Source organism: Arthrobacter sp. E1SS-5, assembly GCF_057073715.1.
Window position 1 is genome coordinate 3,037,029 of the sequence record NZ_CP172703.1, and the last position, 21,790, is coordinate 3,058,818.

The 21,790-nt window shown below is 63.0% G+C and carries 30 protein-coding genes; 4 read left to right on the top strand and 26 right to left on the bottom strand.

All coding sequences use genetic code 11. From position 1 onward, the window contains the following. Window positions 1-27 precede the first annotated feature (27 nt). Window positions 28-807: a response regulator transcription factor gene (locus ACIGJD_RS14050; RefSeq protein ID WP_483686712.1), complete on the bottom strand. Its 780-nt coding sequence runs from the start codon at window positions 805-807 to the stop codon at window positions 28-30. A 255-nt stretch (window positions 808-1,062) separates the two neighbouring features. On the opposite strand from ACIGJD_RS14050, the gene ACIGJD_RS14055 reads away from it, so the two are divergent. Next, complete coding sequence (locus ACIGJD_RS14055; RefSeq protein ID WP_483686713.1) at window positions 1,063-2,730, top strand: ATP-binding protein; 1,668 nt, start codon at window positions 1,063-1,065, stop codon at window positions 2,728-2,730. Here ACIGJD_RS14055 and truA read toward each other — a convergent pair whose 3' ends face one another. The 8 genes from truA to ACIGJD_RS14095 all read right to left on the bottom strand — a co-directional run bounded on the left by truA (window position 2,731) and on the right by ACIGJD_RS14095 (window position 8,012). Continuing rightward, window positions 2,731-3,624, bottom strand: coding sequence for a tRNA pseudouridine(38-40) synthase TruA (gene truA / locus ACIGJD_RS14060; protein WP_483686714.1), 894 nt, complete (start codon window positions 3,622-3,624; stop codon window positions 2,731-2,733). Window positions 3,625-3,656: 32 nt separating this feature from the next. Continuing rightward, on the bottom strand, window positions 3,657-4,229 hold the full coding sequence (rplQ, locus tag ACIGJD_RS14065) for a 50S ribosomal protein L17 (protein ID WP_483686715.1): 573 nt from the start codon (window positions 4,227-4,229) through the stop codon (window positions 3,657-3,659). Window positions 4,230-4,297: 68 nt separating this feature from the next. Beyond that, the gene (locus tag ACIGJD_RS14070; protein WP_013601812.1) at window positions 4,298-5,308 is read right to left on the bottom strand and encodes a DNA-directed RNA polymerase subunit alpha; all 1,011 of its coding nucleotides are present in this window, start codon (window positions 5,306-5,308) and stop codon (window positions 4,298-4,300) included. A 130-nt stretch (window positions 5,309-5,438) separates the two neighbouring features. Then, window positions 5,439-5,840, bottom strand: coding sequence for a 30S ribosomal protein S11 (rpsK, locus tag ACIGJD_RS14075; RefSeq protein ID WP_009358720.1), 402 nt, complete (start codon window positions 5,838-5,840; stop codon window positions 5,439-5,441). Window positions 5,841-5,940: 100 nt separating this feature from the next. Then, window positions 5,941-6,315 carry a 30S ribosomal protein S13 gene (gene rpsM / locus ACIGJD_RS14080; RefSeq protein WP_003803743.1) on the bottom strand — a complete coding sequence of 125 codons (375 nt, stop codon included), beginning with the start codon at window positions 6,313-6,315 and terminating at the stop codon, window positions 5,941-5,943. Between the two features lie 184 nt (window positions 6,316-6,499). After that, window positions 6,500-6,613 (bottom strand): 50S ribosomal protein L36, encoded by a 114-nt coding sequence (gene rpmJ, locus ACIGJD_RS14085; RefSeq protein ID WP_009358722.1) that lies wholly within the window; start codon window positions 6,611-6,613, stop codon window positions 6,500-6,502. A gap of 71 nt (window positions 6,614-6,684) precedes the next feature. Then, a complete protein-coding gene (infA, locus tag ACIGJD_RS14090) occupies window positions 6,685-6,906 on the bottom strand; it encodes a translation initiation factor IF-1 (RefSeq protein ID WP_009358723.1) in 222 nt (73 codons plus the stop codon). A 152-nt stretch (window positions 6,907-7,058) separates the two neighbouring features. After that, window positions 7,059-8,012, bottom strand: a complete 954-nt coding sequence (locus ACIGJD_RS14095; RefSeq protein ID WP_483686716.1) for a P1 family peptidase — start codon at window positions 8,010-8,012, stop codon at window positions 7,059-7,061. A gap of 224 nt (window positions 8,013-8,236) precedes the next feature. Between ACIGJD_RS14095 and ACIGJD_RS14100 the strand changes: the two genes are divergently transcribed. The 3 genes from ACIGJD_RS14100 (at window position 8,237) to ACIGJD_RS14110 (ending at window position 11,536) form a co-directional block, all read left to right on the top strand. After that, the gene (locus ACIGJD_RS14100) at window positions 8,237-9,196 is read left to right on the top strand and encodes a carbohydrate ABC transporter permease (protein WP_483686717.1); all 960 of its coding nucleotides are present in this window, start codon (window positions 8,237-8,239) and stop codon (window positions 9,194-9,196) included. Next, complete coding sequence (locus ACIGJD_RS14105) at window positions 9,193-10,113, top strand: carbohydrate ABC transporter permease (RefSeq protein WP_483686718.1); 921 nt, start codon at window positions 9,193-9,195, stop codon at window positions 10,111-10,113. The genes ACIGJD_RS14100 and ACIGJD_RS14105 overlap by 4 nt, the downstream gene beginning before the upstream one ends. 73 nt (window positions 10,114-10,186) lie before the next feature. Beyond that, entirely contained in the window at window positions 10,187-11,536 is a 1,350-nt protein-coding gene (locus ACIGJD_RS14110) for an ABC transporter substrate-binding protein (protein WP_483686719.1), read from the top strand. A 100-nt stretch (window positions 11,537-11,636) separates the two neighbouring features. On the opposite strand, the gene map is transcribed toward ACIGJD_RS14110, so the two are convergent. The 17 genes from map to rplV all read right to left on the bottom strand — a co-directional run bounded on the left by map (window position 11,637) and on the right by rplV (window position 21,786). Then, window positions 11,637-12,464 (bottom strand): type I methionyl aminopeptidase, encoded by an 828-nt coding sequence (gene map, locus ACIGJD_RS14115; protein ID WP_483686720.1) that lies wholly within the window; start codon window positions 12,462-12,464, stop codon window positions 11,637-11,639. Between the two features lie 75 nt (window positions 12,465-12,539). Further along, the gene (locus ACIGJD_RS14120) at window positions 12,540-13,109 is read right to left on the bottom strand and encodes an adenylate kinase (protein ID WP_286398204.1); all 570 of its coding nucleotides are present in this window, start codon (window positions 13,107-13,109) and stop codon (window positions 12,540-12,542) included. 5 nt (window positions 13,110-13,114) lie between these two features. Then, window positions 13,115-14,425, bottom strand: coding sequence for a preprotein translocase subunit SecY (gene secY / locus ACIGJD_RS14125; protein ID WP_142133092.1), 1,311 nt, complete (start codon window positions 14,423-14,425; stop codon window positions 13,115-13,117). Window positions 14,426-14,635: 210 nt separating this feature from the next. Then, complete coding sequence (rplO, locus tag ACIGJD_RS14130; RefSeq protein WP_483686721.1) at window positions 14,636-15,121, bottom strand: 50S ribosomal protein L15; 486 nt, start codon at window positions 15,119-15,121, stop codon at window positions 14,636-14,638. Next, window positions 15,122-15,328, bottom strand: a complete 207-nt coding sequence (rpmD, locus tag ACIGJD_RS14135; protein ID WP_009358731.1) for a 50S ribosomal protein L30 — start codon at window positions 15,326-15,328, stop codon at window positions 15,122-15,124. A gap of 2 nt (window positions 15,329-15,330) precedes the next feature. Further along, entirely contained in the window at window positions 15,331-16,047 is a 717-nt protein-coding gene (gene rpsE / locus ACIGJD_RS14140) for a 30S ribosomal protein S5 (protein WP_142133091.1), read from the bottom strand. Then, entirely contained in the window at window positions 16,044-16,427 is a 384-nt protein-coding gene (rplR, locus tag ACIGJD_RS14145; RefSeq protein WP_141159771.1) for a 50S ribosomal protein L18, read from the bottom strand. The genes rpsE and rplR overlap by 4 nt, the downstream gene beginning before the upstream one ends. A 2-nt stretch (window positions 16,428-16,429) precedes the next feature. Further along, a complete protein-coding gene (gene rplF, locus ACIGJD_RS14150; RefSeq protein ID WP_142133090.1) occupies window positions 16,430-16,966 on the bottom strand; it encodes a 50S ribosomal protein L6 in 537 nt (178 codons plus the stop codon). Between the two features lie 18 nt (window positions 16,967-16,984). Further along, a complete protein-coding gene (rpsH, locus tag ACIGJD_RS14155; RefSeq protein WP_018769139.1) occupies window positions 16,985-17,383 on the bottom strand; it encodes a 30S ribosomal protein S8 in 399 nt (132 codons plus the stop codon). A gap of 82 nt (window positions 17,384-17,465) precedes the next feature. Then, window positions 17,466-18,047 carry a 50S ribosomal protein L5 gene (gene rplE / locus ACIGJD_RS14160; protein WP_142133089.1) on the bottom strand — a complete coding sequence of 194 codons (582 nt, stop codon included), beginning with the start codon at window positions 18,045-18,047 and terminating at the stop codon, window positions 17,466-17,468. After that, complete coding sequence (gene rplX / locus ACIGJD_RS14165) at window positions 18,047-18,409, bottom strand: 50S ribosomal protein L24 (protein ID WP_110541324.1); 363 nt, start codon at window positions 18,407-18,409, stop codon at window positions 18,047-18,049. Before rplX ends, rplE begins: the two co-directional genes overlap by 1 nt. Window positions 18,410-18,412: 3 nt before the next feature. Beyond that, entirely contained in the window at window positions 18,413-18,781 is a 369-nt protein-coding gene (gene rplN, locus ACIGJD_RS14170) for a 50S ribosomal protein L14 (RefSeq protein ID WP_003803789.1), read from the bottom strand. A 757-nt stretch (window positions 18,782-19,538) separates the two neighbouring features. Continuing rightward, the gene (gene rpsQ, locus ACIGJD_RS14175) at window positions 19,539-19,844 is read right to left on the bottom strand and encodes a 30S ribosomal protein S17 (RefSeq protein WP_043454607.1); all 306 of its coding nucleotides are present in this window, start codon (window positions 19,842-19,844) and stop codon (window positions 19,539-19,541) included. Next, a complete protein-coding gene (gene rpmC, locus ACIGJD_RS14180) occupies window positions 19,841-20,170 on the bottom strand; it encodes a 50S ribosomal protein L29 (protein WP_018769136.1) in 330 nt (109 codons plus the stop codon). Before rpmC ends, rpsQ begins: the two co-directional genes overlap by 4 nt. A gap of 2 nt (window positions 20,171-20,172) precedes the next feature. After that, window positions 20,173-20,589 carry a 50S ribosomal protein L16 gene (rplP, locus tag ACIGJD_RS14185; protein ID WP_043454603.1) on the bottom strand — a complete coding sequence of 139 codons (417 nt, stop codon included), beginning with the start codon at window positions 20,587-20,589 and terminating at the stop codon, window positions 20,173-20,175. Beyond that, complete coding sequence (rpsC, locus tag ACIGJD_RS14190) at window positions 20,590-21,420, bottom strand: 30S ribosomal protein S3 (protein WP_142133088.1); 831 nt, start codon at window positions 21,418-21,420, stop codon at window positions 20,590-20,592. After that, on the bottom strand, window positions 21,421-21,786 hold the full coding sequence (gene rplV, locus ACIGJD_RS14195) for a 50S ribosomal protein L22 (protein WP_050054313.1): 366 nt from the start codon (window positions 21,784-21,786) through the stop codon (window positions 21,421-21,423). Between the last annotated feature and the right edge of the window lie 4 nt (window positions 21,787-21,790).

Here is a 21,790-nt window from a genome sequence, read left to right on the forward strand (position 1 = left end):
CGAGAGTCAGCACCCTGAGGATCGCTGCTAGGCGTCGTCCGGACGCCGCGGCGCCAACCGGTAGCCCACCCCGCGGACCGTCTGCAGCCAGCGCGGCGACAGCTGGTCCTCCTTGAGCTTGCGCCGCAGGTTTCCCACGTGGACCTCCACGGCGCGCTCGTCCGCTTCGCTGATATATGTCTCCCGGTCGTAAAACTCACCCCGGACCGCCCGCACCAGGTCAGCCCTGGTGCACACGGCACCGCCGCCCTTCAGCAGCACGTGGAGGAGGTCGAACTCACTTCGGGTTAGTCCCAGCGGCTGGCCTTTGATTTCCACGGTGCGCGTCCTGTGGTTCAGCAGGAGCCCGTTGTGCTGCAGGACTCCGGGCTCTGTGTGGGAGGAAGGAGCCGGGGCCTGGCCCCAGGACGTGGACGGGTTCTGCCCGTCCGCCTCATGCCGGGGCCTGCGCATCATTGCCGCCACCCGCGCCCGCAGTTCCCTGGGCCTGAAGGGTTTGGCAATGTAGTCGTCCGCCCCCGCATTGAGCGCCGACAGCAGGTCCGGTTCCTCCGTGCGGCCGGTCAGCATCACCACATATGCGTTGCTGAAATTCCGGATCCGCCGCAAAACCTCAAACCCGTCAATATCCGGCAGGCCAATATCGAGCGTCACGACATTTGCCTGCTTGCTGCGGACTACGTCAACCCCGGTCCGCCCATCCACCGCTGAATGCACCTCGAAGCCCGCCTGGGTCAAAACACCTTCCAGGAGGTTACGCACGTCGGCGTCATCCTCGATTACTACAGCTACACCAAGATCGTCCATTGCTATCCCTGCGCCAGGCGAAGATGGCCCCCCCATTGGCCCAGCGCCAATGCCAATCCCGCTCCAACCATTTATACGCTACTAGTAAGCCCGACTGATGACACCCAGATCGGCGCCCAAAATTGAAAAGTCAATTATTATGACAAGACATGTGCAATATCCATGGGAAAGGGTGATTGCCCAAGGTAACTGGGGGGAATTGATAGACCTTGGCGGCAACTGCTTTCCAAATGCGAAGGGGTACGAGTCAGAAACATGGCTGAGCCGTTGTTCCAGCGTGGACCCGGCCGCATCTTCCGCCGGTTGGGACCCCGTGCCCAAGTGGCATTGTGTCAGCTCCCCCTTACCTTCCTTGTGGCTGCCATTGCCGTGTCCACACCGTTCGCCTGGCCTTCCCTGACGCACAGCCCCCTGTATGTGGCCGGAATAGTCCTGCACGCAATCCTGTTCCTTGGCTGCTTCCTGGTCCCCTGGGAACGGCTGGCACACCGCCCCTACCTGCTGATTCCCGTCCTAGATTTCGCCGCCATCGGTTTCCTCCGCAATGGCGCGGCGCCCCTCTTGCCTGGCCTTGCGGTGCTGGTGGTCTTCCCGGTCATTTGGCTCTCCGCCTCCGGCATGCTGGCACGCAGCAGCCTGGTGCTCAGCTTCCTGGGGCCGTTGCTGATCATGCTTCCGTCAGCCGCTGCCGACTTCCCAGCTGTAACCGCCTCCGACTTCACCATCGTCGTTCTCTTTCCTGTCATGATGCTCGCCGTGTCCCTGGCCATCCGCTTTGCCAGCGTGAGCCTCCGGCAGCAGCAGGCCGAACTGGCGGACAAGGACCGCGAACTCCGGGACCTGCTGGCCGCGAGCCGGGAACGCGAGAAGCTGCTGGAAACCGTACTGGACGCCACCGACGTCGGTATTGCCGCCGTCGACCGTGCCGGCCACTTCCTGGTGTCCAACAGCCGGCAGCGCAACTTCCGACGCGCCACGGGAGCCGACGAAGCCATTCCCGGGCAGGGGCACCAGCTGATCTTCGGGCAGGACCGCCGCACCTTGCTACCGCGGGACCGCAGGCCCATCAGCCGGGCCATGGCCGGTGAGTCGTTCGCCGATTACCTCGTGTGGGCGGGCGAGGGACCGGAGCAGCGTGCCGTGTCCACCGCCGCCCGCCCGCTGGTCAGCGAGGACGGCCGGCTCACCGGTGCCGTGGTGGTCTACAGCGACGTCACCGGTTGGGTGGAGTCCCTGGCGGCCAACCAGGAACTCATCTCCAATGTCTCGCACGAATTCAAGACCCCGCTCAACTCGATCCTGGGCAATGTAGATTTGGTGCTGGAAGACCCCGATGAGCTGCCCGAGCATGTGTCCAAGCGCCTGTTGGTGGTGCAGCGCAACGCTGAACGGATGCTGGACCTGGTGGCCGACCTGACCGCTTCCGCCTCCACTACCCTGAACGTGCACCCAAAGCGGACCGACCTGGCCAGCCTGGTGGAGACCAGCCTGAGTTCCGCCCAGGCTTCGGCCCTGCGGTCCCATGTGGAGATCGCCGCCGATGTTCCGTCACCCCTGTGGGCCTACGCGGACCCGCTGCGGATCGGGCAGGTGCTGGACAACCTGGTGTCCAACGCCATCAAATACAGTCCCGACGGCGGCACCGTCAGCATCAGCGCGCAGGCAGACCGGCAGTGGGTGCGGTTGAGCGTCACGGACACCGGCATGGGTATGTCCCGCGAGGACGCCGCCAGGGCTTTCAACCGCTTCTTCCGCGCCGAATCCGCCCAGAAGGCGGCCATTCCCGGGGCGGGGCTGGGGCTTTCCATCACCCGCATGATTGTGGAGCGGCACGGTGGCAGCATCATGTGCGAGAGCGGCGAGGGCCGGGGCAGCACCTTCACGGTGACGCTGCCGGCAGAAGGCCCGCCCCCGGCCTTCTAATCAGTATTCCCGGACGGCCCTTGTCTGCTCGGCGCGCGCCAGCAACTCGCTGTCCGACGGGTAGGCCACTTCCTCCAGCACCAGGGGATGCGGAGCCGCAAGGACAGACTTGGCGTCCCGCTTCTGCAGCAGCAGCCGCTCGTGCAGCCAGCCCGGCTGCACAGCGCCCTCCCCCACGTACAGGGCGGAGCCGATCAGTGCCCGCACCATGTTGTGGCAGAACGCATCAGCCTGGACGGTGGCCACGATGACGCCGTCCCCGCCGCGCCGGAACTCGAAGCGCTGCAGCTCGCGGATGGTGGTGGCGCCCTCGCGTGGCTTGCAGAACGACAGGAAGTTCTGCAGGCCCAGCAGCTGCGAGGCGCCCTCGTTGAGCAGGTCAACGTCCTGCGGGTTTTTGTGCCATAACGTGAAGTACCGCTCCAGCGGGTGCCACAGCGCCGGGCCGTCGGCGATCCGGTAGCTGTAGCGCCGCCACAGCGCCGAAAAACGTGCGTCGAAGCCCTCCGGTGCCAAGGCAATGGAGTGCACCTCCACGGCGCCGGGGAGGTCGCCCAGGGCACGGTTCAGTGCGCCGCGGAGCCTGCGCATCATGGCGACGGCGGGATCCAGTTCGTGCCCGCGTGGCATTCCCTGCCACTCGGCTTCGGTAAGGTCCAGGTGGACCACCTGCCCGCGGGCGTGGACGCCGGCGTCGGTCCGGCCTGCAACGGTGACCCGGACCGGGCGGCGGACCAAAAGCTCAATGGCTTCCTCCAGCACGCCCTGGACAGTCCGCAGGCCCGGCTGCACGGCCCACCCGCTGAACGGACCGCCGTCGTAGGAAAGATCAAGCCGGATACGCAAAAACCCGCCGCCCCCTGGAACGGGGGCCGCGGGTTTTTGGTGGTTCACAGACCTAAGTCTATGCGAAGGGAATCAGCGAATTACTTCGCGTCCTTCTCTTCGGCTGCGGGAGCCTCGGCAGCTTCCTCAGCAGCAGGTGCCTCTTCGGTTGCAGCTTCCTCAGCAGCAGGTGCCTCTTCGGTTGAAGCAGCTTCCTCAGCGGCCGGAGCCTCTTCAACGGGAGCTTCCTCGGCGGCCGGAGCAGCCTTGGCGGCAGCCTGGGTAGCCTCGGCTACGACGGCCTGCTTGGCGGAAACCGGCTCGAGGACCAGTTCGATGACAGCCATGGGAGCGTTGTCGCCCTTGCGGTTGCCGATCTTGGTGATGCGGGTGTAGCCGCCTTCGCGGTTCTCCACAGCCTGCGCGATGTCGGTAAACAGCTCGTGGACGACGCCCTTGTTGCTGATCAGGCCGAGCACGCGGCGGCGGGAAGCGAGGTCGCCACGCTTGGCGAAGGTGACCAGGCGCTCTGCGTACGGCTTCAGGCGCTTGGCCTTGGTCACCGTGGTGGTGATCCGCTTGTGCTCGAACAGGGATGCTGCCAGGTTCGCGAGCATGAGGCGCTCGTGAGCCGGGCCGCCGCCGAGGCGCGGACCCTTAGTGGGGGTAGGCATAATTGTTTCTCCTCATGTGGAAGCCGTGGGCGGCACACCATGGTGCTGCCCGCCGGCCAAGGTCTGGTTTAGAGTTCGTCGTCGCCGAACGCGGCGTCGTCCTCTTCGATTGCTGCGGCGCGTGCTGCGAGGTCAAAACCGGGAGGCGAGTCCTTGAGGGACAGGCCCAGTTCAACCAGCTTTGCCTTGACCTCGTCAATGGACTTGGCACCGAAGTTGCGGATGTCCATCAGGTCAGCCTCGGAGCGGGCAACGAGTTCACCCACGGTGTGGATGCCCTCACGCTTGAGGCAGTTGTAGGACCGGACGGTGAGGTCCAGATCCTCGATCGGCAGTGCCATGTCGGCTGCCAGGGCAGCGTCGGTGGGCGACGGGCCGATCTCGATACCTTCAGCTGCGGTGTTCAGCTCACGGGCCAGACCGAACAGTTCCACCAGGGTGGTGCCTGCGGAAGCAACGGCATCGCGCGGGGCGATGGCCTGCTTGGTCTCGACGTCGACAATCAGCTTGTCGAAGTCGGTGCGCTGCTCAACACGGGTTGCTTCCACGCGGAAAGTAACCTTCAGCACCGGCGAGTAGATGGAGTCGACCGGGATGCGGCCGATCTCTGCGTCGCCGGACTTGTTCTGAGCTGCCGAAACGTAGCCGCGGCCGCGCTCGATGGTCAGTTCGAGTTCGAACTTGCCCTTCGAGTTCAGCGTGGCGATGTGCAGATCCGGGTTGTGGAATTCGACGCCGGCCGGCGGAGCGATGTCCGCGGCGGTGACGACTCCGGGGCCCTGCTTGCGCAGGTAAGCCACGACAGGCTCGTCGTGCTCGGAGGAAACCGACAGGCTCTTGATGTTAAGGATGATCTCGGTGACATCTTCCTTGACACCCGGAACCGTGGTGAACTCGTGCAGCACACCATCGATCCGGATGCTGGTTACGGCAGCACCGGGGATGGAGGAGAGCAGGGTACGGCGGAGGGAGTTTCCGAGGGTGTAGCCGAAGCCCGGTTCCAGCGGTTCAATGATGAAACGCGAACGGTTTTCGGAGACGACCTCTTCGGAGAGGGTGGGGCGCTGTGCAATGAGCACTTAGGTTTCCTTTCGGCGAGCATCCGCTATATGACGCAACACAGGTGGTGGAAATTCGGTCTGAAGACTTAACGCGCTGGGCTTGCCCGGACCATCGCTGGTCCGGGCAAGCTCCTGCTGCGGAAAAGAATTAGACGCGGCGGCGCTTCGGCGGGCGGCAGCCGTTGTGGGCTGCGGGGGTGACGTCCTGGATGGAGCCAACCTCGAGGCCTGCGGCCTGCAGCGAACGGATGGCGGTCTCGCGTCCGGAACCCGGTCCCTTGACGAAAACGTCTACCTTGCGCATGCCGTGCTCCTGCGCACGCTTGGCAGCGGCTTCGGCAGCCATCTGCGCAGCGAACGGGGTGGACTTACGCGAGCCCTTGAAGCCAACCTCACCGGAGGAAGCCCAGGAAATAACAGCGCCGGTCGGGTCCGTGATGGACACGATGGTGTTGTTAAAGGTGCTCTTGATGTGCGCCTGGCCAAGCGCGATATTTTTCTTGTCCTTCTTACGCGGCTTGCGAACCGCGCCACGAGTCTTCGGGGGCATTTTTTCTCCTACAGAAAGTTATTGGGGAAAGCCGTTACTTGGGCCCACACTTGCAGGGTTCCCTGAAATCGCGTCAGCGATTTTAGGGGGCAAGTGGGGATTAGCGGGCCTTCTTCTTGCCGGCGACGGTACGCTTCGGGCCCTTGCGGGTACGTGCGTTGGTCTTCGTACGCTGACCGCGTACGGGCAGGCCCTTGCGGTGGCGCAGGCCTTCGTAGCTGCCGATTTCAACCTTGCGGCGGATATCTGCTGCTACTTCGCGGCGAAGGTCACCCTCAACCTTGTAGTTGCCTTCAATGTAGTCACGCAGCTCAACCAGCTGGGCGTCAGTCAGGTCCTTGACGCGAACGTCAGCGCTGATGCCCGTGGCAGCCAGGGTTTCGTGTGCACGGGTCTTGCCCACGCCGTAGATGTAAGTAAGCGCAATTTCCAGCCGCTTTTCGCGGGGAATGTCTACGCCAGCGAGACGAGCCATAGTGGCAGTACTCCTTGATAAACCGGAGGTCGTAGGCAGTACACCCGCACAATCCGTGCGGCCCCAGCCTCCGACCGGGGGTTAGCTGTCCGGACTCTTTCGAGCTCAATGTTCCAGATCAGCTTGTGCTGCCTTTATTTACTTGCGTGGGTTAGCAACCCAGGATTTCCTTCAGGGAAGGAAATTAGCCCTGGCGCTGCTTGTGGCGCGGGTTCTCGCAGATCACCATGACCCGGCCATTACGGCGGATCACTTTGCACTTTTCGCAGATCTGCTTGACGCTCGGCTTGACCTTCATGGCATTCCTTTGCGTGTAGCAGTTGGGTCAACTGGAGCGGCAGCCAGTTTGTCCTGACGCCGCCCAGCAATTTACTTGTAGCGGTAGACGATACGACCACGGGTGAGGTCGTACGGGCTCAGCTCCACCACTACGCGGTCCTCAGGGAGGATTCGGATGTAGTGCTGACGCATCTTTCCAGAGATGTGTGCCAGAACGATGTGCTTGTTGGTGAGCTCAACGCGAAACATCGCGTTAGGTAGCGCCTCGGTCACAACGCCTTCGATCTCAATGACCCCGTCCTTCTTGGCCATACCCTCCGCTAACTGTTGTTGCCGCAGCCCCGCCGGATTGCACCGGGCATGACCACGAACGTTTTTGTTGGATCGATTGCCGTCCCCAGGCCCAAAAGGGCGTGGCAGTCCAGACAACCAACAAACAACACTACCCCGTCAGCCGGTAAAAGTTAAATCGGCCATAGTAGCCTAGCGGAGCGGTACGCACCATATTCACCCGCGGGGGTGGTGACGGTTTCAGCGCTGGCCACGCCGTCAAGGATGGCCAAACGTACGACGTCGGCTGCCGCACTCTGCAGCGTCATAAGGCTCAGCTGCCGGGCAGCTTCGTCCGATCGGTCAAGCGCCACGGCCTGCGTAGCCAAACAGAAAACAGTGTCGCCGTCGGCAAGGGTGTGCGAAGGATTGAGAGCTCTCGCGATTCCGGCATGGGAAGCAGAGGCCGTCCGCTTGCACTCGGCCACATCCAGAACGGCGTTAGTTGCGACGACGACAAGCGTGGTGTTCAGAGGCTGCGGATGAGCACTGCCGTCTGGGTCCGGCGCAGCTGACCCAAGGGGCAGGCCGAGCGCGTTGACGATGGCGAGGGCTCCGACAACCACTCCGTTGTCCAGCGTGACTGAAGCTGTTCCTACGCCGCCCTTGAACTGTCCCCTGCCGATGAGCGCGCCGGTGCCGGCGCCCACGTTGCCGCGTTCGACGTCGTGCCCCTCCTTTTGCGCTGCTGCGGCGGCCGTTGCCGCGTAGCCCATGTCCGGCGTCGGGCGTGCGGAGAAGTCGCCTCCCCTGCCAAGGTCGAAGATGGCGGCGGCGGGAACAATGGGCACCACTCCCCCGGGGACGGCGAAGCCGCGGCCGTTTTCCTCGCACCAGCGCTGGGCTCCTGCCGCTGACGTCAGCCCGTACGCGCTGCCCCCGGTGAGGACCACGGCGTCCACGCGGCTGACCAGGGTGGTGGGATCCAGGGCATCCGTTTCGTGGGTGGCGGGTCCGCCGCCCTGGACATCCACCGAGCCCACCGTACCCGGCCGGGGCAGGACCACGGTTACGCCCGTCAGCCAGCCGTCGCCGGCGTTTTGGACATGGCCCACGCGGATGCCCGCGACGTCGGTAATGGTTCCCATGCCCCTATTCTCCCCTTCGCTGGCGCGCCCCTGCCGCAGAAGCAAACTTTATGCGAGACTGCAAACAACACAGGGTTAATGGGCAAGGAAGCCTTTGTTAACTATCAAAGGAGAAGGGCTTTTTCAGGGGTTTCGCCCACCGACAATGTGGTGAAGTAATGGCTTGATTCCCCTTACCCGCGAGACCGGCCACAAGCTGGCTCCGAAACCCGTGAGAGATCCGCATGACACGTCAACTCTCCCCGCGGCCCTCCACCAGGCCCGCTGACCCCGCGGCCGGTGCCGCCAAGATACCCCGCAGGCGGTGGACCGCCAGGAGCCGCCGCGACTTCTTCGTTTTCCTTGCCATGGCGTTGCCCAACCTGGTGCTGATCGCAGTCTTCACCTACCGTCCGCTGTTCAGCAACATGTACTACTCCACGCTGGACTGGACCTTGGGCTCCCCCACCGCTACCGTGGTGGGCCTTGCCAACTACGTCACCTTCTTCAACAGCAACGATGCGCCCAAGGTCCTCGGCACCACGGCGGTGTTCACCCTGGTCACGGTTGGCGGGTCCATGGTGCTGGGCCTGCTGATCGCACTGGCCCTCAACGCCAAAGTCCGCGGCACCACGTTCGCCCGGTCCGCCGTCTTTGCCCCCTATGTGCTCTCCGGTGTTGGCGTGGGCCTGGTGTGGCTGTTCATCTTCGACCCCGGCTACGGCGTCCTGGCCTGGCTGCTGCGGGGCATCGGGCAGCAGAGCCCGCAGTGGATCAATGATCCCCAGCTTTCGCTGGTCATGGTCATCCTGGTCTACGTCTGGAAGAACCTTGGCTACTGCGCCGTGGTGTACCTGGCCGGGCTGCAGTCCCTTCCCAAGGAAGTCATGGAGGCCGCCTCCCTGGACGGCGCCAACGGATTCCGGCGCTTCATGAGCATCTCGCTGCCACTGCTGTCCCCCACCACGTTCTTCCTCCTGATCACCACCATGCTCAGCTCGCTGCAGGCCTTCGACCTCATCCGGATCATGACCCCGCTGGGCACCGGCACCAGCACGCTGATCTACGAGGCCTACCTCCAGGCGTTCGGCGCCTACAACAGGGCCGGCTACTCGGCGGCCATCTCCGTGGTGCTGTTCGCCATCCTCCTGGTCATCACCGTGCTCCAGCTGCGGTTCGTGGAACGAAAGGTGCACTACTCGTGACCTCCCTGTCGCCGGTCAACCCGGATCCCGCCGCTCCTGCCGTTCCCGGGCCCACCCAGGACCTCCGCCGCGACCGCCCGTTCTCGCGCCGCAACCTGATCCAGACGGTGGTAGGCGGGTACCTGCCCCTGCTCATCGCCACCTTGGTGGTCTTCCTGCCACTGCTGTGGATGGTGCTGAGCTCCTTTAAGCAGTCCGGCGAAATCGTCACCACGGACCTGAGGATCCTGCCGGAGAGCCTCAACCTGGAGAACTACCGGACGGCCATGACCACGGTTCCCTTTGGACAGTTCTTCCTGAACAGCACCATCGTCACCCTGGCCGGGGCCACCATCAAGGTGATCCTGGCGATCCTGACGGCGTACGCCCTGGTCTTTGTCCGTTTTCCCTTCCGGAACTTCATCTTCCTGCTGATCCTGGTGGCCCTCATGGTGCCGCCGCAGGTGTCCATCCTGCCCAACTTCATCCTGATCGCCGGGATGGGCGGCAAGAACACACTGTGGGGCATCATCCTTCCCGGTTTGGGCACTGCATTCGGCACATTCCTGCTGCGCCAGCACTTCCGCACCCTGCCCAACTCCATCCTCGAGTCGGCCGAGATGGACGGCGCGGGCCACTGGCGCCGTCTGTGGCAGATCGTGGTCCCGGTCTCGGTGCCGTCCATCGCCACCGTGGCGCTGGTGACGATCGTGACCGAGTGGAATGACTACATCTGGCCGCTCATCATCACAGACCGACCCGAAACCATGACACTTCCCGTGGGGCTGACACTGCTGCAGAACAACGAGAGCAACGCCGCCGGCTGGGGCGTCCTCATGGCCGGCGCGGTCCTGGTCATCGTCCCCATCCTGATCATCTTCGCCGCCCTGCAGCGCTACATCGTGGCGGGCCTCACCCAAGGGAGCGTGACCGGTTGAGCTGTCGGCCGCCGTCGTACTTTCCAACCTTCGACTTTCACATTCTCAAAGGCAACAACCGAAAGGAACTGTCATGACACTGCATCTGGACCGGAGGCATTTTCTGGGCCTTGCAGGGGTAACCGCCTCTGCCGCTGCCCTGGCCGCGTGCGGCGGACCCTCAACCACCGGCGGCGGCCAGGCCACCTCCCAGGCGGCCGACATCGACTTCAACGGTGTGAAGCCGGCGGCCAAAATCGACTTCTGGTCCAGCCACCCCGGCCAGTCGCAGGATGTTGAGAAGAGCCTGATCGAGAAATTCCAGGCCAAGAACCCCGGCATCACCGTCAACCTGGTGACAGCCGGCGCCAACTACGAGGAAATCGCGCAGAAGTTCCAGACAGCGCAGGCGGCCAAGTCGGGCCTTCCGGGCGTGGTGGTCCTCTCTGACGTCTGGTGGTTCCGTTACTACACCAATGGCAGCATCATCCCTGTGGACAGCCTCACCAAGCAGCTGAACATGAAGATGGACGATTTCCAGCAGTCGCTGGTCAACGACTACAAGTACGACGGCAAGCAGTGGGCGCTCCCCTACGGCCGCTCAACCCCGCTGTTCTACTACAACAAGGACCACTTTGCCGCTGCCGGTCTTCCGGACCGCGCACCCAAGACCTGGGACGAATTCGGCCAGTGGGCACCGAAACTGAAGGCCGCTTCCGGCGCCCAGTACGCCTACATCTACCCCGCCCTGGCCGGCTACGCGGGCTGGACGCTGCAGAACATGCTGTGGGGCTGGGGCGGCGGCTGGTCCAAGGAATGGGACATCACCTGTGATTCCGCCGAGTCAGTGGCCGCCCTGCAGTGGGCCCAGGATTCGATCTACAAGGACAAGTGGGCGGGCGTTTCCTCCAAGGAAGCCGCGGACGACTTCTCGGCCGGCCTGACTTCCGCCACCATCGCCTCCACCGGCTCGCTGCTGGGGATCCTGAAGTCGGCCAAGTTCAACGTGGGGGTCGGCTTCCTGCCCGGCGGCCCCAAGGCCACCACCAACGTCTGCCCAACGGGTGGCGCAGGCCTGGGCATCCCCAGCGGAATCAGCAAGGAGGAACAGCTCGCCGCCGGGATGTTCCTCGATTTCGTTACCCAGCCGGAGAGCACCGTCGAGTTCTCTGCCGCCACCGGCTACATGCCCACCCGGAAGTCGGCGGACATGAGCGCTGTCCTGGCCAAGACACCGCAGATCAAGACTGCAGTGGACCAGCTCGCGGTCACCAAGGTCCAGGACAACGCCCGTGTGTTCCTGCCCGGAGCCGACCAGGAGATGGCAAAGGCAGCCGCGAAGATCCTCACCCAGCAGGGCGACGTGAAGTCCACCATGACGGACCTGAAGAACACCCTGCAGAGCATCTACGACCGCGACGTGAAGCCGAAGCTGAAGTCGTAGCGGAGTCTTCGCAACCAGTTCGACACGGAAAAGCCCTGGCGACCCCTGTATTCAGGAGTCGCCAGGGCTTTTCCGTGTCGCCGGCGAACGCGCGCCTCCCTTACGGGATCGGCACCGGGGTGACGCCGAGGGGCGCCAGGTGCTCCGCGCCGCCGTCGGGCGCTGAAAGCACCCAGATGCCCTTCTCGTGCACCGCCACGGAATGCTCCCACTGGCAGGAGCGCTTGCCGTCCGTGGTCACCACGGTCCAGTCATCCTCCAGGACAGCGGTTTCGATGCCGCCGCGGACCAGCATGGGCTCGATGGCGAGGCAAAGGCCCGGCTTGATCTTGGGGCCGCGGTGGTTGGTGCGGTAGTTCAAGACATCCGGAGCCATGTGCATCTCGGAACCGATGCCGTGGCCCACGTAATCCTCCAGGATGCCCAGCGGCTTGCCGGGCACGGACGAAACGAAGTCATCGATCGCCGCGCCGATATCGCCCACGTGCGAGCCAGTGGCCAGCGCGGCGATGCCGCGCCACATTGCGGCGTGCGTGATGTCGGAGAGCCGCTGGTCCTCCGGGTCCGCGGTACCCACGATCACCGTGCGCGCGGAGTCCGAGTGCCAGCCGTTGACGATCGCCCCGCCGTCAATGGAGATGATGTCCCCGTCCTGCAGGACCCGGCTGCCGGGAATGCCGTGCACCACTTCCTCATTCACGGAGGTGCAGATGGTGGCCGGGAAACCGTGGTAGCCCAGGAAGTTTGACTTCGCGCCTGCCTCATTGAGGACAGCGGAGAAGACGTCATCAAGGTGCTTGGTGGTGACCCCCGGCACCGCGGCGGCAACGGCGGCGTCCAGTGCACGGCTGAGGACCAGGCCTGCCTCGTGCATGGTGCGCATCTGGGCGTTGTTCTTGAATTCGATGCGGGGCTGGCCGAAGGCCATGGTGTTTCCTTTCAAATGGCTGAGGCTCCTCCCGGATGCCGGGAGGAGCCTCGATAGAACCGGGGCCGCCTTTGGTCAGGCTGCCTGTGCTGCCTTAATGGCCTGCATCACGCGGTTGGTGACTTCGTCGATGGGACCGATCCCGTCGACCTGAGTGAGGATGCCGCGCTCGGCGTACTTCGACACCACGGCTTCGGTCTGCTCGTGGTACAGGTCCAGGCGGTGGCGGATGACGGCTTCGTTGTCGTCGCTCCGGCCCGTTTCCTTGGCCCGGCCCAGGAGGCGGTGCACCAGTTCCTCGTCGTCGGCGGTCAGCTGGAGGACCACGTCGAGCTTCTCGTCGCCGTCGGCGAGGATCTCGTCAAGGTAATCCACCTGCGCGGTGGTACGCGGGTAGCCGTCCAGGAGGAATCCGTTGTTCACGTCGGACTCGCCAAGGCGGTCACGGACCATCTTGTTGGTCACGCTGTCCGGAACAAAGTCACCGTTGTCCATGAACTTCTTAGCCTCGAGGCCAAGCGGGGTTTCACCCTTCACGTTGGCCCGGAAGATGTCACCGGTGGAGATGGCCACAACGCCGAGGCGTTCTGAGATCCGCTCCGCCTGCGTTCCTTTTCCGGAACCGGGAGGTCCAATAATCAGCATTCTCGTCATCGCAAAAGCCCTTCGTAGTGACGTTGTTGTAGCTGCGCATCAATCTGCTTTACGGTCTCCAAACCAACGCCCACCATGATCAGGATCGAGGTGCCACCGAACGGGAAGTTCTGGTTTGCGTTGATCAGTACCAGTGCCACCAGCGGAATCAGTGCCACGAAGCCCAGGTAAAGGGCGCCGGGCAGGGTGATCCGTGAGAGCACGTACTGCAGGTAATCAGCGGTCGGCCTGCCGGCGCGGATACCTGGAATGAAGCCGCCGTACTTCTTCATGTTGTCGGAGACTTCTTCAGGGTTGAAGGTAATCGCGACGTAGAAGTAGGTGAAGAACACGATCAGGACGAAGTAAACCGCCATATAGATCGGGTGGTCGCCACGGGTCAGGTTGTTGTTGATCCACTCAACCCACGGCTGGATGGGCTCGCCGTTCCGGGGCTGGTTGAACTGTGCGATCAACCCTGGAATGTAGAGCATGGAGGAAGCGAAGATCACCGGAATGACGCCGGCCATGTTCACCTTGATGGGAATGTAGGTGCTGGTGCCGCCCACGGTGCGGCGCCCGATCATGCGTTTGGCGTACTGCACGGGAATCCGGCGCTGCGACTGTTCCACGAAGACCACCAGGGCAACGGTGAGCAGGCCCACGGCGAGGACGATGAAGAAGGTCCCCGGACCCTGGGAGGTCCAGATGGCGCCCAGCGAGGTGGGGAACTGCGCAGCGATGGAGGTGAAGATGAGCAGCGACATGCCGTTGCCCACGCCCTTCTCCGTGACGAGCTCGCCCATCCACATGATCAGGCCGGTACCGGCCGTCAGCGTGATGATGATCAGGATGGTGGTGATGATGCTGGAGTCCGGGATCACCGGCAGCTGGCAGCCGGGCAGCAACTGCCCGGAGCGGGCCAGGGACACCAGGGTGGTGGCGTTGAGCAGGCCAAGGGCGATGGTGAGGTAGCGGGTGTACTGGGTCAGCTTGGACTGGCCCGAGGCGCCCTCTTCATAGAGTTGCTGGAACCGGGGAATGACCACCCGGAGCAGCTGCACGATGATGCTCGCCGTGATGTAAGGCATGATGCCCAGGGCGAAGATGGACACCTGGAGCAACGCGCCGCCGCTGAAGAGGTTAACGAGCTGGTACAACCCGCCGGCGGTCTTACCGCTCTGCAAGCATTGCTGGACATTCTGGTAGTTCACACCTGGCGAGGGGATGAAGGCACCCAAGCGGAAGATAGTGATGATTGCCAGCGTGAACAACAACTTGCGTCGCAGATCAGGCGTACGAAAGGCCCGGCCAAATGCGCTAAGCAAGCGTCCTCCTGTGGTGTCAATAAGGGTGGGGTGGCGGAATTTGATAAATCCCGACAACCGAGTCTAACGGTTGGATGCGCCCTGCGAACAATCCGCGGCAGCGCGCATGCGCCGGATGGCCGGAAAATTTCGCCCGGCGGATATGAAAAACTCCCGGCATCCGGGGCCAAAGCCCACGGATACCGGGAGTTCAACAGCTGGCGCCGTCCCTTACAGGGCGGTGGTGCTTCCGCCTGCTGCAGCGATCTTTTCAGCGGCGCTGGCCGAGAATGCGTGGACGGTGACGTCAACCTTGACGTTGATGTCGCCGGTGCCAAGCACCTTGACGGGCTGGTTCTTGCGAACGGCACCCTTTTCGACCAGGTTCTCCACGGTGACTGCGCCACCTTCCGGGAACAGCTCGTTGAGCTTGTCCAGGTTTACAACCTGGAACTCAACCCGGAACGGGTTCTTGAAGCCACGCAGCTTGGGCAGGCGCATGTGCAGCGGCAGCTGGCCGCCGGCAAAGCCAGCCTTCACCTGGTAGCGGGCAGCCGTACCCTTGGTACCGCGGCCGGCGGTCTTACCCTTGGATGCCTCACCACGACCAACACGGGTCTTGGCGGTCTTGGCACCCGGGGCGGGACGCAGGTGGTGAACCTTCAGGGCGTTCTGCTTCTCAGCAGCCTGTGCCTTATCAGCAGTGTTCTCTGCCATTTACTTCGCCTCCTCTACCTTTACCAGGTGCGGAACCGTGTTGAGCATTCCAACGGTCACGGCGTCGGCGGTACGGACAACGGTGTGTCCGATCCGCTTCAGGCCGAGGGACCGCAGGGTGTCGCGCTGGTTCTGCTTGCCGCCAATGGCGGACTTGATCTGAGTGATTTCCAACTGGGCGTCGGAAGGGACCAGGTTCTTAGCCATGACTAAACACCTGCCTTCGGAGCCAGAAGGGCCTTCACCAGTGCCTGGGGAGCTACCTCGTCCAGCGGCAGGCCGCGGCGTGCTGCCACTGCTGCCGGCTCTTCGAGGCGCTTCAGGGCATCAACGGTCGCGTGAACGATGTTGATGGCGTTGGAGGAACCGAGCGACTTGGAGAGGATGTCGTGGATGCCCACGCACTCCAGAACTGCACGGACCGGACCACCGGCGATAACACCGGTACCGGCGGAAGCCGGACGCAGCATGACGACGCCGGCGGCGGCTTCACCCTGAACGCGGTGCGGGATGGTGTTGCCAACGCGCGGAACGCGGAAGAAGGACTTCTTGGCCTCTTCAACGCCCTTGGCGATAGCAGCGGGAACTTCCTTGGCCTTGCCGTAGCCCACGCCGACCATGCCGTTACCGTCACCAACGACGACCAGTGCGGTGAAGCTGAAGCGACGACCACCCTTGACGACCTTGGAAACGCGGTTGATGGTGACAACGCGCTCTACGAACTGGTTCTTTTCGGCTTCGCGGCCACCGTCGCGGCCACCACGGCCACCGCGGTCGCCGCGGCCCTGGCCACGGTCTCCACGCTCGCCACGACGGGCGCCACCACGGCGGTCGTCGGCAGCGGGGGCAGTGGTCTCAGCAGCTGCGGCTTCGGGGGCCTTCTGATCTGCAGACACAGTGTCCTTTTCCTTGTTTGCTTCGGTCACAGTGACAGCCCACCTTCGCGTGCACCGTCAGCGACGGCGGCAATCCGGCCGTGGTACTTGTTACCACCACGGTCGAAGACAACAGCCTCGACGCCGGCAGCCTTGGCACGTTCGGCAACGAGTTCGCCGACGCGCTTGGCCTTGGCAGTCTTGTCACCGTCGAATGCACGAAGGTCAGCTTCCAGAGTGGACGCGCTTGCTACGGTCTGGCCAATGGTGTCATCGACAACCTGGACAAATACGTGGCGTGCGGAGCGGTTGACCACCAGGCGGGGGCGGGCAGCCGTACCGGAAATGCGCTTGCGGATACGAAGCTGGCGGCGGCTGCGACCAGCAGCCTTGCTCTTGTTCGTACGCTTCTTGTTAATGGAGATGGCCATGGTTACTTACCAGCCTTTCCGACCTTGCGGCGGATGACTTCGCCGGCGTAACGGATGCCCTTGCCCTTGTAGGGGTCCGGCTTCCGCAGCTTGCGAATGTTGGCAGCAACCTCGCCGACCTGCTGCTTGTTGATACCTGAGACAGAGAGCTTGGTCGGTCCCTCTACTGCAAAGGTGATGCCGGCCGGAGCCGAAACGCTGACCGGGTGGCTGTAGCCAAGAGCGAACTCAAGGTCAGATCCCTTGGCCTGAACGCGGTAACCGGTACCGACGATTTCAAGCTTCTTCTCGTAGCCTGCGGTGACGCCCTGGATCATGTTGGCGATCAGGGTGCGGGTCAGGCCGTGGAGTGAACGGGAGGCGCGCTCGTCGTTCGGGCGGGTGACGGTCAGGGTGTTCTCGTCCAGGGCAACCTCAATGGGGCTGGCCACAGTGTGGGTCAGCTCTCCCTTGGAACCCTTGACGCTGACGACAGAGCCGTCAACCTTGACCTCAACGCCGGCAGGAACGGTGATGGGGAGACGTCCAATACGTGACATTATTCTCTTCCTTTCCCGTTACCAGACGTACGCGAGGACTTCGCCGCCCACGCCCTTCTTGCCGGCCTGCTTGTCAGTCAGGAGGCCGGAAGAGGTGGACAGGATTGCGATACCCAGGCCACCCAGCACGTGAGGCAGGTTGGTGGACTTCGCGTAAACGCGGAGACCCGGCTTGGAGATGCGGCGAACACCGGCGATGGAACGCTCGCGGTTCGGACCGAACTTGAGTTCGAGGGTCAGCTTCTTGCCAACCTCAGCGTCCTCTTCCTTCCAGCCGGCGATGAAACCTTCGGCCTTGAGGATGTCGGCAACGCGTGCCTTGAGCTTGCTGTAAGGCATAGACACGGAGTCGTGGTATGCCGAGTTTGCGTTACGCAGGCGCGTAAGCATATCTGCGACAGGATCTGTCATTGTCATGTGGGCTCATGCCCTTCCTCGTAACGGTTTCCGCCGTTCCGTCCCTTGCGGGGCGCAGCGGCCGGACCTTTTACGTAGTTAATTAAGCTTCGGTTTTGAACGGGAAACCAAGCGCCTTGAGCAGCGCGCGGCCTTCGTCGTCGGTCTTGGCGGTGGTCACAACCGTGATGTCCATACCGCGGACGCGGTCGATCTTGTCCTGGTCGATTTCGTGGAACATAACCTGCTCGGTCAGACCGAAGGTGTAGTTGCCATTGCCATCGAACTGCTTGCCGCTGAGGCCGCGGAAGTCGCGGATACGGGGCAGCGCCAGGCTGACCAGGCGGTCCACGAATTCCCACATGCGGTCGCCACGCAGGGTTGCGTGTGCACCGATGGGCATGCCTTCACGCAGCTTGAACTGTGCGATCGACTTGCGGGCCTTGGTAACCTGCGGCTTCTGGCCGGTGATCTGGGTGAGGTCGCGGACAGCGCCGTCGATCAGCTTGGAGTCCTTGGCGGCATCTCCAACACCCATGTTCACAACAACCTTCACCAGGCGGGGTACCTGGTTCACGTTCTGGTACTTGAACTCATCCTGGAGCTGGCCCTTGATGGTTTCGGCGTACTTGGTCTTCAGACGAGGAACGATCTTCGTTGCCGGAGTCTCGAGAGTCTCAGTCATTAGATGTCCTTCCCGGAGCTCTTGGACACGCGGATGCGGACGGTCTTCTTGACACCGTTCTTCTCCACAGTGTCGAGGCGGAAGCCCACGCGGGTCGGCTTCTTGGTCGACGGGTCAACCAGGGCCACGTTGGAAATGTGGATCGGGGCCTCTACAACCTCGATGCCGCCGGTCTTGGTGCCGCGCTGCGACTGTCCAACACGGGTGTGCTTGGTGACGCGGTTGACGCCCTCAACCAGCACGCGGTTGGTGTCGGTGAATACGCGCAGAACCTTGCCCTGCTTGCCGCGGTCGCCGCCGCGCTCAGCCTTGGCGCCAGTGATGACCTGAACCAGGTCACCCTTCTTGATCTTTGCAGCCATGGACTAGAGCACCTCCGGAGCCAGAGAAACGATCTTCATGAACTTCTTGTCACGCAGTTCACGACCAACCGGTCCGAAGATACGGGTACCGCGGGGGTCACCGTCGTTCTTCAGGATCACAGCTGCGTTCTCGTCAAACTTGATGTAGGAACCATCCGCACGGCGGCGTTCCTTCTTGGTACGGACGATGACGGCCTTGACCACATCGCCCTTCTTTACGTTGCCGCCAGGGATTGCGTCCTTGACGGTGGCGACAATGACGTCACCGATGCCTGCGTAGCGACGGCCGGATCCACCGAGAACGCGAATGGTAAGGATTTCCTTAGCACCCGTGTTGTCGGCGACCTTCAGTCGCGACTCCTGCTGAATCACTATTTACTCCTTGCGTCGCGCCGGTTCTCAGGCCGTGATCTTGCTACGGAATGAGCCTTGCGGAACGGTTGATCGGGGTGTCTCTTGACCTGCCTGGATTTTGCCAGACCAGGCCTAAACGCCCGTGCCAGAAGCAGTTGCTCCCACCCGGTCCGGGACGAATCCCGGGCGCACAGGGGCACTATGCTGTGGCACGCTTGTTTACGAGGTTGATGATGGCGCGCGAAAGGCGCCATACAAACTCAATATCCTAGCACGTTTTCCGCCGGTTCCCATATCACCGCTGTCCCTGCTGCCGCAAGCAGGAACAACGTACGACGGCGTCACGCAGGGCAGCCTTTCGGCGCCCCCGGGGGTGCCACTCCCCCGCGAAGCCGGCCCCCGCTCACCTTTGGCATGTCCCACCACAACCCCCGCTCACCTTTGGCATGTCCCACCACAACCCCCGCTCACCTTTGGCACGTCCCAACACAACCCCCGCTCACTTGCTTGAAGAGAGTGAGCGGGCGTTGCAGGAAAAGCGCCCAAAAAGTGAGCGGGCGTTGCAGGAAAAGCGGCCAAAAGTGAGCGGGCGTTGGCGGGGCGTACGACGGCGTCACGCAGGACAGCCTTTCGGCGCACCCTGGGTGCCACTCCCGCGCCAAACCAGGTCACGCCGTCGTCCGCTAAGGCGAAAAGGCGCCTGGCCTGACGCTCGTGTTAAAACGAGGAGGCCCCCACTCCGTAAGGAGCAGGGGCCTCAGCTAAGCAGCAGGTGCTACTTGGCCTTCTCGAGGATTTCCACGAGCCGCCAGTTCTTGGTGGCGGACAGCGGACGGGTCTCGGCGATGACAACGAGGTCGCCGATGCCGGCGGTGTTCTCTTCGTCGTGTGCCTTGACCTTGGAGGTGCGGCGGATGACCTTGCCGTACAGTGCGTGCTTCACGCGGTCTTCAACCTCGACAACGATGGTCTTTTCCATCTTGTCGGAGACCACGTAGCCGCGACGGGTCTTGCGGTAACCGCGCTGCCCAGCCTTGGCTTCGGTAGCAGTTTCGGTCACGTTCTGGTCCTTTTCACTCACTTGGCGTCCTCCTCGGTCTCAGCCTTTTCAGCCTTGTCGGCCTTCTTGGTTGAAGCCTTCTTGGACTTCTTCTCTTCCTTGGCTTCCACAACCGGTGCGGCAACCTCGGCACGAATGCCCAGCTCGCGTTCGCGGAGAACGGTGTAGATGCGTGCGATGTCCTTCTTTACCGCGCGCAGGCGACCGTGGTTCTCCAGCTGTCCGGTGGCGGACTGGAAACGCAGGTTGAACAGCTCTTCCTTGGCCTTGCGGAGTTCTTCAACGAGACGCTCGTTGTCGAAACCGTCCAGCTGTGCGGGAGCCAGATCCTTGGATCCTACTGCCATTTCTATTCACCACCCTCGCGACGCACAATGCGTGCCTTCAACGGCAGCTTGTGGATTGCCAGGCGCAGGGCCTCGCGAGCTACCTCTTCATTGACACCGGAGAGTTCGAACAGAACCCGGCCCGGCTTGACGTTGGCGACCCACCATTCCGGCGAACCCTTACCGGAACCCATGCGGGTTTCGGCAGGCTTCTTGGTCAGCGGACGGTCCGGGTAGATGTTGATCCAGACCTTACCGCCACGCTTGATGTGGCGGGTCATGGCGATACGAGCGGACTCGATCTGACGGTTGGTGACGTATGCCGGGCTCAGGGCCTGGATGCCGTACTCACCGAAGGAGACCTGGGTGCCGCCCGTAGCAGCGCCGGAACGACCCGGGTGGTGCTGCTTACGGTGCTTTACTCGACGTGGGATAAGCATTTAAGCCTGTCCTCCTTCTGCAGCAGCAGGTGCTGCTTCAACTGCCGGTGCTTCGGCAGCAGGAGCTGCGTCAGCGGCCGGGCGGTCGTTGCGACGGCGGCGGTCACCGCGGTCAGCGCCACCCGGGCGGCCGGGACGGTCGCCACGTCCACCGCGGGACGGAGCGGCAGCAGCCTGTGCAGCCAGTTCCTTCGCGGTGACGTCACCCTTGTAGATCCAGACCTTCACACCGATGCGGCCGAAGGTGGTCTTGGCTTCGTAGAAGCCGTAGTCGATGTTCGCGCGGAGGGTGTGCAGGGGCACACGGCCTTCGCGGTAGAACTCCGAGCGGGACATTTCAGCGCCACCCAGGCGGCCCGAGCAGGCGATACGGATGCCCTTGGCACCTGCACGCTGTGCGGACTGCATGGCCTTCTTCATCGCACGGCGGAAAGCCACGCGGGAAGTCAGCTGCTCTGCAACGCCCTGGGCCACAAGCTGGGCTTCCATCTCGGGGTTCTTGACCTCGAGGATGTTCAGCTGGACCTGCTTGCCGGTGAGCTTTTCGAGCTCGCCGCGGATGCGGTCTGCTTCTGCTCCACGGCGGCCGATGACGATGCCGGGACGGGCCGTGTGGATGTCCACGCGGACGCGGTCACGGGTGCGCTCGATTTCGACCTTGGCGATACCGGCGCGCTCCATGCCCGTGGACATGAGCTGGCGGATGCGGATGTCTTCGCGAACGAAGTCCTTGTACCGCTGGCCGGCCTTGGTGCTGTCAGCGAACCAGTGCGATACGTGATCGGTGGTGATGCCGAGTCGGAACCCGTGCGGGTTTACTTTCTGTCCCACTTAGCGAGCCTCCTCTTTCTCCGGGGTAGCGACTACCACGGTGATGTGGCTGGTGCGCTTCTTGATCTGAAATGCACGACCCTGGGCACGCGGCTGGAACCGCTTCATGGTCGGGCCTTCATCAACAAACGCTTCGCTGATGATGAGGTCGCCTTCGTCAAACGCCACACCATCGCGGTCCGCGAGGACCCGGGCGTTGGCGACTGCCGACTGAACTACCTTGAATACCGGCTCCGAAGCTGCCTGCGGGGCAAACTTCAGAATTGCCAGAGCCTCATTCGCTTGCAATCCACGAACAAGGTTGACGACGCGCCGGGCCTTCATAGGCGTTACGCGGATGTGGCGCGCAATTGCCTTGGCTTCCATTGCT

Bases quoted from the DNA above. Each gene is read 5' to 3' on its own strand.
- ACIGJD_RS14050 (WP_483686712.1), bottom strand. From the start codon at position 807: ATGGACGATCTTGGTGTAGCTGTAGTAATCGAGGATGACGCCGACGTG.
- ACIGJD_RS14055 (WP_483686713.1), top strand. From the start codon at position 1,063: ATGGCTGAGCCGTTGTTCCAGCGTGGACCCGGCCGCATCTTCCGCCGG.
- rplQ (WP_483686715.1), bottom strand. From the start codon at position 4,229: ATGCCTACCCCCACTAAGGGTCCGCGCCTCGGCGGCGGCCCGGCTCAC.
- rpsK (WP_009358720.1), bottom strand. From the start codon at position 5,840: ATGCCCCCGAAGACTCGTGGCGCGGTTCGCAAGCCGCGTAAGAAGGAC.
- rpsM (WP_003803743.1), bottom strand. From the start codon at position 6,315: ATGGCTCGTCTCGCTGGCGTAGACATTCCCCGCGAAAAGCGGCTGGAA.
- rpmJ (WP_009358722.1), bottom strand. From the start codon at position 6,613: ATGAAGGTCAAGCCGAGCGTCAAGCAGATCTGCGAAAAGTGCAAAGTG.
- infA (WP_009358723.1), bottom strand. From the start codon at position 6,906: ATGGCCAAGAAGGACGGGGTCATTGAGATCGAAGGCGTTGTGACCGAG.
- ACIGJD_RS14095 (WP_483686716.1), bottom strand. From the start codon at position 8,012: ATGGGAACCATTACCGACGTCGCGGGCATCCGCGTGGGCCATGTCCAA.
- ACIGJD_RS14100 (WP_483686717.1), top strand. From the start codon at position 8,237: ATGACACGTCAACTCTCCCCGCGGCCCTCCACCAGGCCCGCTGACCCC.
- ACIGJD_RS14110 (WP_483686719.1), top strand. From the start codon at position 10,187: ATGACACTGCATCTGGACCGGAGGCATTTTCTGGGCCTTGCAGGGGTA.
- map (WP_483686720.1), bottom strand. From the start codon at position 12,464: ATGGCCTTCGGCCAGCCCCGCATCGAATTCAAGAACAACGCCCAGATG.
- ACIGJD_RS14120 (WP_286398204.1), bottom strand. From the start codon at position 13,109: ATGCTGATTATTGGACCTCCCGGTTCCGGAAAAGGAACGCAGGCGGAG.
- rplO (WP_483686721.1), bottom strand. From the start codon at position 15,121: ATGGCAGAGAACACTGCTGATAAGGCACAGGCTGCTGAGAAGCAGAAC.
- rpmD (WP_009358731.1), bottom strand. From the start codon at position 15,328: ATGGCTAAGAACCTGGTCCCTTCCGACGCCCAGTTGGAAATCACTCAG.
- rplR (WP_141159771.1), bottom strand. From the start codon at position 16,427: ATGGCCATCTCCATTAACAAGAAGCGTACGAACAAGAGCAAGGCTGCT.
- rplF (WP_142133090.1), bottom strand. From the start codon at position 16,966: ATGTCACGTATTGGACGTCTCCCCATCACCGTTCCTGCCGGCGTTGAG.
- rpsH (WP_018769139.1), bottom strand. From the start codon at position 17,383: ATGACAATGACAGATCCTGTCGCAGATATGCTTACGCGCCTGCGTAAC.
- rplE (WP_142133089.1), bottom strand. From the start codon at position 18,047: ATGACTGAGACTCTCGAGACTCCGGCAACGAAGATCGTTCCTCGTCTG.
- rplX (WP_110541324.1), bottom strand. From the start codon at position 18,409: ATGGCTGCAAAGATCAAGAAGGGTGACCTGGTTCAGGTCATCACTGGC.
- rpmC (WP_018769136.1), bottom strand. From the start codon at position 20,170: ATGGCAGTAGGATCCAAGGATCTGGCTCCCGCACAGCTGGACGGTTTC.
- rplP (WP_043454603.1), bottom strand. From the start codon at position 20,589: ATGCTTATCCCACGTCGAGTAAAGCACCGTAAGCAGCACCACCCGGGT.
- rplV (WP_050054313.1), bottom strand. From the start codon at position 21,786: ATGGAAGCCAAGGCAATTGCGCGCCACATCCGCGTAACGCCTATGAAG.